The 12743-nt window shown below is 64.7% G+C and carries 10 protein-coding genes; 4 read left to right on the top strand and 6 right to left on the bottom strand.

Annotation, left to right across the window (positions count from 1 at the left end; translation table 11 throughout):
* Nucleotides 1–99: 99 nt before the first annotated feature.
* Nucleotides 100–2304, top strand: coding sequence for an NADP-dependent isocitrate dehydrogenase (locus ACP159_RS16380; protein WP_425100802.1), 2205 nt, complete (start codon nucleotides 100–102; stop codon nucleotides 2302–2304).
* Nucleotides 2305–2406: 102 nt separating this feature from the next.
* Here ACP159_RS16380 and ACP159_RS16385 read toward each other — a convergent pair whose 3' ends face one another.
* From ACP159_RS16385 to ACP159_RS16400, 4 genes are read right to left on the bottom strand one after another with little or no spacing between them, the layout of a single operon-like run.
* A complete protein-coding gene (locus ACP159_RS16385) occupies nucleotides 2407–3471 on the bottom strand; it encodes a DUF1513 domain-containing protein (protein ID WP_425100803.1) in 1065 nt (354 codons plus the stop codon).
* A gap of 3 nt (nucleotides 3472–3474) precedes the next feature.
* Complete coding sequence (locus tag ACP159_RS16390; RefSeq protein WP_425100804.1) at nucleotides 3475–4458, bottom strand: imelysin family protein; 984 nt, start codon at nucleotides 4456–4458, stop codon at nucleotides 3475–3477.
* A gap of 1 nt (nucleotide 4459) precedes the next feature.
* Nucleotides 4460–5989 (bottom strand): di-heme oxidoredictase family protein, encoded by a 1530-nt coding sequence (locus ACP159_RS16395; RefSeq protein WP_425100805.1) that lies wholly within the window; start codon nucleotides 5987–5989, stop codon nucleotides 4460–4462.
* A gap of 42 nt (nucleotides 5990–6031) precedes the next feature.
* On the bottom strand, nucleotides 6032–7288 hold the full coding sequence (locus tag ACP159_RS16400) for an imelysin family protein (RefSeq protein WP_425100806.1): 1257 nt from the start codon (nucleotides 7286–7288) through the stop codon (nucleotides 6032–6034).
* Nucleotides 7289–7551: 263 nt separating this feature from the next.
* Here ACP159_RS16400 and ACP159_RS16405 point away from each other — a divergent pair, with 263 nt between their 5' ends.
* Nucleotides 7552–8394, top strand: coding sequence for a TIGR00730 family Rossman fold protein (locus ACP159_RS16405; RefSeq protein WP_425100807.1), 843 nt, complete (start codon nucleotides 7552–7554; stop codon nucleotides 8392–8394).
* A gap of 75 nt (nucleotides 8395–8469) precedes the next feature.
* Here ACP159_RS16405 and ACP159_RS16410 read toward each other — a convergent pair whose 3' ends face one another.
* Nucleotides 8470–10338, bottom strand: coding sequence for a polysaccharide biosynthesis protein (locus ACP159_RS16410; protein ID WP_425100808.1), 1869 nt, complete (start codon nucleotides 10336–10338; stop codon nucleotides 8470–8472).
* A 403-nt stretch (nucleotides 10339–10741) separates the two neighbouring features.
* Between ACP159_RS16410 and ACP159_RS16415 the strand changes: the two genes are divergently transcribed.
* Both ACP159_RS16415 and ACP159_RS16420 read left to right on the top strand, forming a co-directional pair.
* Nucleotides 10742–11764 (top strand): aspartate-semialdehyde dehydrogenase, encoded by a 1023-nt coding sequence (locus ACP159_RS16415; RefSeq protein ID WP_425100809.1) that lies wholly within the window; start codon nucleotides 10742–10744, stop codon nucleotides 11762–11764.
* Between the two features lie 455 nt (nucleotides 11765–12219).
* Nucleotides 12220–12372, top strand: a complete 153-nt coding sequence (locus tag ACP159_RS16420) for a hypothetical protein (protein ID WP_425100810.1) — start codon at nucleotides 12220–12222, stop codon at nucleotides 12370–12372.
* A gap of 9 nt (nucleotides 12373–12381) precedes the next feature.
* Here the strand turns inward: ACP159_RS16420 and ACP159_RS16425 are convergent, their stop codons facing one another.
* Nucleotides 12382–12738: a hypothetical protein gene (locus ACP159_RS16425; protein ID WP_425100811.1), complete on the bottom strand. Its 357-nt coding sequence runs from the start codon at nucleotides 12736–12738 to the stop codon at nucleotides 12382–12384.
* Between the last annotated feature and the right edge of the window lie 5 nt (nucleotides 12739–12743).

A 12743-nucleotide genomic window follows, 5' to 3' on the forward strand; every position in this document is an offset into this window, starting at 1 on the left:
CAACCGCGACGAAATGCGCCGCCACCCTGGCGCCGTCGCGCTGGAAAACCTGTCTTTCATGGCTTAAGGCAGGGGTAACCGATGAAAGGATTGGTACAGATGTCTGATCAGAACACGCCCGATATTATCTACACCAAGGTCGACGAAGCGCCGGAACTGGCCTCCGCCTCCTTCCTGCCGATCATCCAGTCCTTCGCCAGCGCCGCCGGTGTCTCCGTCGGCACGAAGGACATCTCCCTCGCCGGGCGCATCATTGCGACCTTCCCGGACTACCTGACCGAAGAGCAGCGCATCTCCGACGACCTCGCCGCGCTGGGCGAGCTGGTCAAACGGCCCGACGCAAACGTCATCAAACTGCCGAACATCTCCGCGTCCGAGCCGCAACTCGTGGCCGCCGTGAAGGAATTGCAGGCGCAGGGCTACGCGCTGCCGGATTATCCCTATGAGCCGTCTTCTGACGAGGAGAAGGCCGTCCGCGCCAAGTATGACACCATCAAGGGGTCCGCGGTGAACCCGGTTCTGCGCGAGGGCAACTCCGACCGCCGCGCCGCCGCCGCCGTGAAGAGCTTTGCTCAGAACAACCCGCACCGCATGGGCGAGTGGACTTCCGCGTCCAAGACCCGCGTTGCGGCGATGGGCGGCAACGACTTCTTCTCGAACGAGGTTTCCGCCACGCTGAAGGACGCCGCCACGGCGAAGATCGTGCTCGAGACCGCCTCCGGCGAGACCGTCCTGAAAGAGGGCGTCTCCTACCCGGCAGGAACAGTGGTTGATGCGACCTTCATGAGCGCGAAGGCGCTGGATGCCTTCCTCGAGTCCGAGATCGAAAAGACTAAGGCCGAAGGCACCCTGTTCTCGCTGCACATGAAGGCGACGATGATGAAGGTCTCCGACCCGATCATCTTCGGCCATGCGGTCAAGGCCTGGCTCAAGCCGGTCTTCGAGCAGTACGGCGACAAGATGAAGGAGCTGGGTGTGAACCCGAACGGCGGCATGGGTGCGCTGCTCGACAAGGTCAAGGACGACGCGGAGATCATGGCCGCCATCGAGGCCGTGACCGCACAGCGCCCGCCGATGTACATGGTAAACTCCGACAAGGGCATCACCAATCTGCACGTGCCCTCCGACGTCATCATCGACGCCTCCATGCCGGCACTGATCCGCGCGGGCGGCAAGGGCTGGGGCCCGGACGGCAAGGAGCACGACACCAACTGCGTGATCCCGGACAACTCCTATGCGCCGGTCTATGACGCGGCCATCGAGTTCTTCAAGGCGAATGGCAAGCTGAACCCGGCCACCGCCGGCACCGTGCAGAACATTGGCCTGATGGCGCAGAAGGCCGAGGAATACGGCTCGCACCCGACCACCTTCGAGATCCCCGAGGCGGGCACCGTGAAGATGATCCTCGCCGATGGCACCGTGCTGCATTCGCACGCCGTCGAAGCGGGCGACATCTGGCGCTCCGCCTCGGCCCGCAAGGCGCCGATCGAAGACTGGGTGAACCTCGCCATCGACCGTCAGAAGGCCACCGGCTACCGTGCGATTTTCTGGCTGGATGCCAACCGCGCGCACGACGCCGAACTGATCGAATACGTCAAGCCGATCCTGGAGGCCAAAGGCGTGGCCGACAAGTTCGAGATCATGGCCCCGCGTGAAGCCACCATCGCCTCGCTCGAAACCATCACCAAGGGTGAGAACACCATCGCGATCACCGGCAACGTGCTGCGTGACTACCTGACGGACCTCTTCCCGATCCTCGAACTGGCGACCTCCGCCAAGATGCTCTCCATCGTCAAGCTGATGAACGGCGGCGGCCTGTTCGAGACCGGCGCGGGCGGCTCCGCGCCGAAGCACGTGCAGCAGTTGATGGAAGAGAACCACCTGCGCTGGGACTCGCTGGGCGAGTTCTGCGCGCTTGGCGAGAGCTTCAAGTTCCTCGCGGACCAGAAAGGCAACGAGAAGGCCCGCGTGCTGGGCAATGCTGTGGACATGGCGACGCAAGGTATCCTCGACCATGATCGCAGCCCGTCCCGCAAGGTCGGTGAGCCGGACAACCGCGACAGTCATTACTGGTTCGCCCGCTATTGGGCCGAGGCTCTGGCAACGCAGACCGAGGACACCGAACTGTCGGCGCACTTCGCTCCCATCGCCAAGGCCTTGACCGAAGGCGAAGCGGCCATCGTCGGCGAACTGGCGGCGGAGCAGGGCAAGGCGGTCGACCTTGGCGGATACTACCACGGCGACGCGGCCAAGACCGCCGCGGTGATGCGCCCGTCGAAGACGCTGAACGCGATCATCGGCTGAAACGCCAGGTGACCGAAATGGAAAGCCCCGCCAACGTCAGTCGGCGGGGCTTTTGTTTGCGTTGAGGTCCCGGAGCACGTCCGGGGCTGCGGTGCGCCGGTTTCAGCCGATGCGCACGAGGTGGTTGTCCCAGGCGCGGTTTGCCTTCACCTGCGGTGTGAGCCCCTTGGCGGTGATGCTCCACACCCCGCCAAGCCCGTCCGTGGCCACAAGCCCGTAGGGACCAGAGGCGACGCCGCAGAGGTCCGTCCGTTTCAGGCTCTCCCGGAACGTCCCGTCCAGCCCGAAGAGATGCACCCGCCCGCCGCGCGGCGAGGTGATGGCAACCGTGTCGCCGTCAACCGCGATGCTCCCGGCGTAGCCGTCCATCGCCAGTTGCTCGGCAAGGTGGGCGGAGGCCAGAACCGGCGTCTGCCCGCGCTTGTGAAGTCCCAGGAGAGGCACCGGATCGGGCAACTCGCCCTCCCACTGCATTGCAAAGGCCACCGTCTCGCCGTCCGTCGCGAGGTGACGGATGGAGTTCTTGTGAAGGTCTGGATCGAGTTCCACGATCTCCTGCACCCCGTCCAAAGTGACGTAGGCTAGGTTCGGCATCATCGTGTCGATGTTGAGCTTCTCGCGGCCATCGCCCTGCGTCGGGTCCGTCAGGATGCCGCCGTTCGCCACGGCAAGCACATCGCCCGGCAGGCGGATGAGTTCATGTGGCCCGATGCCGCCGGAGCGGAGTTCGCCAACCCTGCGATACCCTTCGGCACGGGACCACAGGCCGATCACCCCTTCGCCGGTCGTGATGTCATTCTCCGTCGTGCACAGCAGGCCGCCGTCCTGCAGGAACGCGCCGTGCCCGTAGAAATGCCGCCCCTCGGGCGATTCCAGCCGGTGGGCCACCTCTCCGGACACGCAGTCGATGACCAGCGCGAAAGTGCCCGGGCGGCGGGCAAAGGCGACGGCCTCCGGCGCATGAGGATGGGCAGCGGCGGCATGGCCGCGTGAGGGCAGGGGGATGCGGAACAGGTCCTCGCCCAGTTCCGACAGGCCGAAGAGGGCATAGCCCCCGTCCGGCTCCTGCGCCGCGGCGACGAAGGCGGGGCTTCCGGCATCGGCCCAACTGACGGCGGGCAAGGTGGAGGAGGCCAGCAGCGCCCCAAGAAAGTTGCGTCGGCGCATGGGTCAGTCTCCGTCAGCCGAATTGAAACCGGCGGTGAGGTTCAGCGCCGCGCCGATCTCGCCTTCGACGGCCTCCCGGACGAAGCCGATGGACTGTCCCAGAACCTCGACCTTGAGCCGGCCCATCGGATCGTCGACGCTGGCGAAGACCGGGTCCTCCAGCTCGGCGGCCTGCTGCAAGGCGGTGTCGAAGGCGGCTTCGACCTTCGGGATCGGCCGGTCCGAGAGGGCGCGGGCGAGATCGCGCAGGGCTTCCAGAGACAGGACGACGTTGCGCAGGGAGCGTCCGGAGCGGCGTGCCTCGGCGCGGGCGGGACGGGGGCGGTCAAAGGTGCCGAGCGGGCGTCCGATGCGGCTGTCCTCGTCGAACTCGAGACCGGAGAGCAGCGCGGTGTAGAGACGTTGTGCCGCCTCGGCCTTGTCCAGATACTCGGTGTTCCCGGGCTCCCCGGCGGTCCGCAGCACCTTGGCGTAGTCTTGCCATTCCGCGTTCATCTCCCCGGCCACACGGGCAAGATCGCCGCTGATCGCCTGCACCAGGGCGCATGAATAATCGCCCCGGCCATATCCGGCGAGTTCGGGATCGTAGAGCAGCCGCTCCAGCGCAAAAAGGCCGCGCACGGCGATGGAGACCTCCGCAAACTCCTCGGGAGAGGCGACAGCTGCATTCTCGCTCTTCACCATCTTTTCGACGGTGGAATCCACCATGCCGCGCTTGTCCGGCCAGAAGCCGATGGTCAGGGCGCGCCCGTCCTGTTCCAGGGGGCCGAGTTGCAGATGGGAAATCCCCATCCATGCATCGAAGGCATTGTTGTACGACGGTTTCAGCGCCTCGGCGGTGCAATCCTGCGCGGAGGCCTCGGACAGGTCGGTACTGGCCTCCGCAAAGGTGGAGAACCGGGGCAGGATATGGTCGACGACGACACTGTTCACATCGGCGAAGGCCGCCGTGGCGGCGAGGAGCGGAACGAGGGCTAGGCTGCGCATGTCAAAGGCTCTCCAGGTAGGTGATCAGCGCCGCACGGTCCGCAGGGGGCATCTCCACGACACGGGTTCTGGCGGGCTCTGCCTCGCCGCCGTGCCAGAGGACGGCCTCCAGCAGCGAACGCGCGCGCCCGTCATGCAGGAAGTAACTGTGCCCGCTGACCGCCTGCGTCAAGCCAATACCCCACAGCGGCGGCGTGCGCCATTCCCGTCCGCTGGCGCGGCCTTCGGGGCGGTGATCGGCGAGACCTTCTCCCATGTCGTGCAGAAGAAGGTCGGTGTAGGGCCAGATCAACTGGTAGCTCTGTGCGGTGTCCCGGCTCAGGCGGTGGGTGACGAACTTCGGCACGTGGCAGGCCGGGCATCCGGTCTCGTAAAAGACCTGCTTGCCCCGCAGAACCTCCGGGTCGCCGACAGCGCGGCGGGCGGGCACGGCGAGGTTGCGGCTGTAGAAGGTGATCAGGTCAAGGCCAGCGGCGTCGATCTCGTGGTGCCGCGCGTCCCCGTCGCCGTGCGGCGCGTTCCGGCAGGCGGTCTGCCGGGGCGTGCAATCGCCCGCGGGGTCGGGATGCAGCGGGCTCGAAATGCCGATGTCGGTCGAGAGCGCCTGCGCCGCCTGGGCGCGGACTGTCGGCATTCCGGCCTTCAGGCCGAAACGGCCAAGCATCGGTGCGTCGTACTCCTGTGACCAGACGATCTGCGCCCGGCCGGAAATGCCGTCGCCATCCCTGTCGTCCGGGTCCTCGTGCGCGAGAATGTCCTGCGCCGGAATGGCTTCGAGCAGGCCGAGGCCGATCATCTGCGGGGCAACGCGGGGGCTGATAACCAGCCCGTCCGATACAACGCCGTCGATATGGTAGGTCGGTCTGCGCAGGCTGACGGTCTCGCCGCCGGACAGGATCACGGGACTCTCCTCGTAAGTGACGTCCCAGCGTGCTTCGATGTCCATCCCCGGCAGCGCCCTGTCCTGAAGCTGCGATCCTAGCGAGGGGTCGGGGCGCGTGCGCGGGGCGGAGCCGTCGAGCGCGGCAAGATAGGCTTCGATCTCCGCAAGCGCGGCGTCACCCGGCGCGGGAACCGAGAGTTTGAGCACCATGGACACCCGGTCGGTGTCGCCCGGTTCGGGCGGGTGGCCGCGCCCGTCATGCAGGTGGCACTGTTGGCAGGCGCGGGCATTGAACAACGGGCCCAGGCCGTCGCTGGCCTTGGTCGAGGCCGGTGCGGGGACCCAGTGTTTGCGGAACAACCCGTTGCCCACCGCGAAGTCGAGCGTCTCCTCGGAAGAGAGGGTCGCGGAGGGTTGGGAGAAGGCCTGTCCGCCGCGCCAGTCCGTCACGGTTGCCGCGCCCGCCGAATTGGCCTCGAATGCCTCCGGTGCGCTGAAATCGTCGGTTGGCGGGATGACGGCGGCGATCCGGTCGGCCTCTTCGGCGGTGCGCGGAACCAGATCGAGGTGGCGATCCGACAGGTCGGGCGAAGCCGCGGCAGCCGTTGTGGTCGCGATCAGGACGGACAGGGTAAGGGCGTGGCGCATGAGGCAACGGGGCAGCCCACTCGGGCTGCCCCCGGGACAGGCTTACTGGAACACGGCGTTCGGATTGTCGAGGCTGTCCGACCCTTCGAACCCGATCTGGTCGAGACCGAGCGCGGCGACGGCACGTTCGATGGAGCGGGTCTGGGTCACGAGGGCATCCACTGCGCCCATGATCAGCGCCTCGCCACCTTCGTTGCCCATCGCGAGCATCTGGTCATAGGAGAAACCGGCCTCGGCGGCGGCCTTGATCTGGCCGAGCTTCGCCATGGTCGCGTTCAGGTTCGCCTGCAGCTCCGCGTCAACCGCCGGATCGCTGGCGGCGACGAGCGAGGACAGGCTCTCGCCCGAGACGATGGTGCCATCCGCGCGGATGTAGGAGCCGAAATAGACGTTCCGGATACCCATGCCGTCATAGAAATGGCTGTTGTGCGTGTTGTCGGAGAAGCAGTCGTGCTCTTCCTCCGGATCGTTCAGCAGCACGCCCAGCTTGATGCGCTCACCGCCGAGTTCGCCGTAGGAGAGCGAGCCCATGCCGGTCAGGATCGCCTGGATGCCGGCATTCTCGTCCGCCATCAACGCGGCGCGGGCAGCGCCGTCTTCGGTCCATTGTGCCGTCATGTATTCGAGGTCGGAAATCAGCAGGTCCGTCGCGGCGACGAGGTAGGCGCCGCGCCGGTCACAGTTGCCATGGGTGCAGGCATCGCCCTGCGCGTAGTCGGTCCAGGGGCGATTGCCGGCGCCATGCTCGGTGCCGTTCAGATCCTGCCCCCAGAGCAGGAATTCGATGGCGTGATAGCCGGAGGCGACGTTGGTTTCGACTTCGTCCGCTTCCTGCAGGGTTCCGGAGATCAGCTCCGGCGTGATCTCGGTGGCGTCGATCTGTTCGCCTGCGAGGGTGAATGTCGGGTTGGCGATCACGTTCAGTGCGGCGTATTCGTTCTCGTCCGTCGGGCCTTCGTAGTCGTCCGAAACATAGTCGATCAGACCTTCGTCCAGCGGCCAGGCGTTCACCTTGCCTTCCCACTCGTCCACGATCGGGCTGCCGAACCGGAACGCTTCGGATTGCTGGTAAGGCACGCGGGCCTGGAGCCAGGCGGTGCGGGCGGCGGCCAGCGTCGCGTCGGACGGATCGGCCAGAAGCGCGTCGATCGCGGTGCGCAGGTCCCGCGCCTTCAGCAGGCTGTCCTCGTAGGTTGCGTGACCGATATTGGCGTAGTTGGTCAGGATCTCGGCCTTGCCGGCGAGGGCCGGGGCCGCCATGCCGAGCAGAAATATCGATGCAAGAAGGGTGCGTGTCATGTCGTCCTGTCCTTTGTTCCGCCGCCCGTGCCTTCAGGATAGCCGGGTGCGGCGTGTGAATCGCGTCAAATATTAACTGACAAAAATACTCGGAAGTGTCAATTCCGATAAAATAAGTCGCCTATAAACCACCCGGAACCGACACGCGGATGGGCGCAGGATGCGCGGCGCAGACGGTTTGGCGGACAGAGGCATCGCTATCGCTGGCGCTCCTGAGGCGGAGGCGATACGTCTGGGTTGAGGACCAACGAGGAAAGCCTTTGATGACCCAGGACCGCCGTAGCCCGTTTCGGGATGCCCATCTCGATATGGACACCGCAGAACATGTGCCCGTCACACCGCAGACGCAATCGCCGAGCTATCGTCTCGCCTTTGCCGACGAGGAATTTCTGTGTCGCGACGAACTGCGCCCGGTGCGGTTGCAACTGGAGCTCCTGAAGTTCGACATGCTGCTGGATCAGCACCAGATCGACCAGACCATCGTGCTGTTTGGCGGGGCCCGCATTCCCTCCCCGGCGGAGAAGGACAAGGCCCGGACGAAGACCCTCGCCGACCTGTCGCATTTCTATGACGAGGCCCGCACCTTCGCGCAGATCATGACGCGCAAGTCGAAGGCCACCGGAAACCGCGACTACGTGGTCTGCACCGGCGGCGGGCCGGGTGTCATGGAAGCGGGCAACCGGGGGGCGGAAGACGAGGGCGGCGTGTCCATCGGTCTCAACATCGTGCTGCCACATGAGCAGGCACCGAACCCCTATGTGACGCCGGACCTTGCCTTCAACTTCCACTACTTCGCGATCCGCAAGATGCACTTCCTGATGCGCGCACGCGCCATCTGCGTCTTCCCCGGCGGCTTCGGCACGCTGGACGAGATGTTCGAGGCGCTGACCCTGATCCAGACCGGGCGCATGAAACGGGTGCCGTTCCTGCTGTTCGGGCGAACGTTCTGGGAGACGATCATCAACTGGGAGGCCCTCGCCGAAGCGGGCACGATCAGCGAGAAGGACCTGGAACTGTTCCGCTTTGTCGAGACGGCGCAGGAAGCGGCGGAGCTGATCGAGAACTGGGAAGTGGAGCCGGCGCGGAGCGACATCCCCGGACGGTAAACAGCCGCCCTCTGAAACGGAAAAACGCGCAGCGGGGCCGCTGCGCGTTTTTTCTTGTCCGGTGGTCGGGGCCCGTCAGGTGCTTTGCGCGGCCTCGGCCATCTCGCCCTGTTCGACCCAGCGGGCGATGACACCCCGGGCCAGCGCCTCGTCGCGGTTCTCCACCGCCTGCCGCAGATCCTTGAGCGCGGTGGCGATCTCGAATTCCGACAAGTAGCCTTCCTGCGCCCGCAGGATCTTCGCGTGCGGGGTGGTCAGCATGTCCGGGGAAATCAGCAACTCTTCATGCAGCTTCTCGCCGGGGCGCAGGCCGGTCACCTTGATCTCGATGTCGCCCTGCGGGTTCTCGCCGTCCTTCACGGTGAAACCGGCACCTTCGATCATCTGGCGGGCCAGCTTCTTGATCGGCACCGGATCACCCATGTCGAGCACGAAGACATCGCCGCCCCGGGCAAAGGACCCGGCCAGCAAAACGAGGCGGGCGGCTTCGGAAATGGTCATGAAATACCGGGTGACTTCGCCGTGAGTCAGCGTCACCGGCCCGCCACGGGCGATCTGCTCCTCGAAGAGCGGGATCACCGAGCCGGAGGAGCCGAGCACGTTGCCGAAGCGGACCATGGAAAAGCGGGTTCCGGTGCTGCGGGTGGCAAGGTCCTGGATCAGCAACTCGGCAAGCCGCTTGGAGGCCCCCATGACGTTGGTCGGGCGCACGGCCTTGTCGGAGGAGACGAGGATGAAACGGTCGACACCGCAATCGCGGGCGGCATCGGCGATCACCTTTGTCCCGAGCACGTTGTTGTTGAGACCGGCCAGCGGGTTCATCTCGACCAGCGGCAGGTGCTTGTAGGCGGCGGCATGCAGGACCACGTCGACCTTGTGCTCGATCATCACGTCACGCATCAACTGGTCGTTGAGGACGGAGCCGAGCACCGGCACGATGGACATGCCCGCGCTGATGTCGCGCAGTTCCTTGTCGATGTTGTACAACGCCAGTTCCGAATGCTCGATCAGCACGATGCAGGACGGCTTGCAAGCGATCAGCTGGCGGCACAGTTCGGAGCCGATGGAGCCGCCCGCGCCGGAGACGAGGATGCGGCGGCCGGTATAGGCGTGGCTGACGCCCGGCAGTTCGTTTTCGAGCCGGTTGCGGCCGAGAAGATCGTCCAGAGACACCGGCGAGACCCGGGATTCGAGTTCGCCCTTGCCGACCAGCTCGGCAAAGGACGGCAGCGCGTGCACCTCGCAGCCGTAGCTGCGGACCTTGTGCGCGATTCTCGCCAGCTGCGGTGCGCGCATGGAGGGCATGGCGAGGACGACGCGGTCGATGTCCTTCTCTACGATCAGGTCCTTGATCCGTGCCGGGGCATAGACGCGCAGGCCGGAAATCGTCGAGCTTTGCAGCGTCGGGTTGTCGTCGATGAAGGCGACGGCCTGGATCACGTTGTCCTGGCGCAGGGCGGCGACGAGTTGCTGGCCAGTCTGGCCTGCGCCGTAGATCAGCACCCGCATCCGCGTCTTGCCGCGGCGATAGATCTCCAGCGTGACCTGCAGCAGCGCCACGCGCCAAGTGGCGGCCATGACCAGAAGGAGCAGCGAGAAGATCAGGAAGACGCCGACCGGCAGCGTACCGCCGAGCGCCGAGTCGAGCACGACCCCGGCAATCGCGAGCATCCCGGCATAGCCGCCGGTGCGGATGATACCGCGAGTCTCGTAAGCGGCCAGCTTGATCGCAGGCAACCCGAGCCACCAGGAAATGCCGATTCCCGCGCCGATCATGCCGAGCATGAGGGTCGACTGTTCGGATATCGTGGCAAGATCGGCGTGGACCGACGCTTCGAGGGCTATGGCGAGGCAAAAGGCGATCGGAATGAAAATTGCGTCGATCAGCGTAAAGACAATCTGCTTTTGCTGACGGGAAAGGGCCGTGACAAGTTCGTAAAACATGCGTCTTTTAGTCCCCTGCGGTAGCCGCTCTCAAGGCGACTTGCCACACTCTTTATCGTTGTACGGCCCTGCAAACTGCCCGTTGCACCACCCGTTAAGGGAGTAGCCGCTTCTTTCAGACCTATCTAGAGGGATGCCTATTTATGACGCAAGCACTCAATTTCTGCACATGCACATTCAAGCGGATTTCCACCGGAAATGTGCAAACATGCATCGAAATCGCGCGTCTGACCGGTTTTGCGTGTCGAATTTATGACACTTCCCGAAAGTTGCCGTGACTTCCGCAGGATGGTTGGCCCGGCGCAAACTCGCTCTTTCACACGGGAGCACTACACTGTATGCAGCGCGCCAGCCGGACGGCCGGACGGGCCGGATCGGAGACAGGAACCTGAAGGAGGGCCAAATGGGCTATAGGGTCGTCGTCGCGGGCGCCACGGGCAACGTGGGCCGCGAAATGCTGAACATCCTCGCCGAGCGCGAGTTCCCGGTTGATGAGATCGCTGCGCTGGCATCGCGCAAATCTCTCGGCACCGAGGTGAGCTTCGGCGACAAGACCCTCAAGACCCAGGACCTCGCAACCTTCGACTTCACCGGCTGGGACATCGCGCTCTTCGCCGTGGGCTCCGGCCCGACGAAGGAATACGCGCCCAAGGCTGCGAGCCAGGGCTGCGTCGTGATCGACAACTCTTCGCTCTACCGCTACGACCCGGACGTTCCGCTGATCGTGCCGGAAGTGAACGCGGACGCGATCATGGGCTATACCAAGAAGAACATCATCGCCAATCCGAACTGCTCGACCGCACAGATGGTCGTGGCACTCAAGCCGCTGCACGACCGTGCGAAGATCAAGCGCGTGGTCGTCTCGACCTACCAGTCGGTCTCCGGTTCCGGCAAGGAGGGCATGGACGAGCTGTGGGAGCAGACCAAGGCCGTCTACAACCCGGTGAAGGACGTGCCGCCGTCGAAGTTTACCAAGGAAATCGCCTTCAACGTCATTCCGCACATCGACGTCTTCCTTGATGACGGCTCCACCAAGGAAGAGTGGAAGATGGTCGCGGAAACGAAAAAGATCGTCGATCCCAAGATCAAGGTCACGGCGACCTGTGTGCGGGTGCCGGTATTCGTCGGGCACTCCGAAGCCATCAACATCGAGACCGAGGATTTCCTCGATGAGGACGAGGCGCGCGACATCCTGCGCGAGGCGCCGGGCATCGTGGTGATCGACAAGCGCGAGGACGGCGGCTACGTAACGCCGAAGGAATGCGTCGGCGATTTCGCCACCTTCATCAGCCGTATCCGTCAGGATTCGACCATCGAAAACGGCCTGAACCTGTGGTGTGTGTCCGACAACCTGCGCAAGGGCGCGGCGCTGAACGCGGTGCAGATCGCCGAGGTGCTGGGCCAGCGAGCCCTGAAGAAAGGCTGATATTTTTCGGCGGAAACATGGGAAGGACGGTGCGGGTGACCGCATCGTCCTTTATGCATTCCTAAGCCGGTGTATCAAAGTATACCGCGCGTAATGCCTCTGGCCGCCCCGCTATCCGTCCCTTTGCTGGTGCGGATTTGTCTAAAATGTTATCTTCTCTTCAGCGGCAGAAAGCCGGTGTTCCCCAGGCCAGAATGGCGGTTTCCAGGTTCTGCAACAGACTGCCTCTCTCTCTCACTCCGGCAGCTCGGAAGCCGGACTAGTCTGCATTCTGGCGCGGTGTGCTCACACTCTCGTCTCTCCGGAAACGCCGCGCCGGAAATGTGTCATGACCTCGGCCGCATTTGGTCATTGCGAGGTCACAAACACCGCCCACCCTCTCCGATGTGAAGACGCCGCGGCCCCGGGCAAAACCGGGGACCAACAGACGGCGTCCGGCAGATCAGGAGCAGTTCATGACCGATACCCTTGTCGAAATCATCCGCGCGCGCCGTTTGCGCGCCCTCTCACACATCAAGGCCGCCCCGCGCCGTACCCGGCCCAGCCGCGTTCCGCTGTTCAAGCGGGAGGCAATGACAGGGCAGGTCGGAACGAAACAGGCGGCGTGAGCGGCTGCGTTACTGCTGGGTCATCGGGTTCGCGGAGGGGAACGGCAGCCCGAAACGCCGCCTCAACTCCGCGTAGGGCACACCGAGTTCCGAGGCACGGCAGATCACCTTGCCGTCCGCGCGGTGGCAGAGCGTGAGCCTCTCGCCCTGGGGCCGCAGCACATATCCCTTGAGCAGCAGACGCCCCTGGAGTTCCGCCCAGCCGCGTGCAGCGTGGAAGTCCTGGGAAATGCGGTCCCGGACGAGAGCCTGCCGATCCTCGTCGGATTGCGGCTCGGTCCGGGGTCGCCCGCTTCGCAGGAATACCGCGCCAGATGTGGCGAGGGGGTCATCGGGAACGTGGCTGGGGCGATCGAAGAGTTGCATGTCCG

It is taken from the genome of Tropicibacter sp. S64, assembly GCF_049803835.1.
GTDB lineage: Bacteria > Pseudomonadota > Alphaproteobacteria > Rhodobacterales > Rhodobacteraceae > Pacificoceanicola.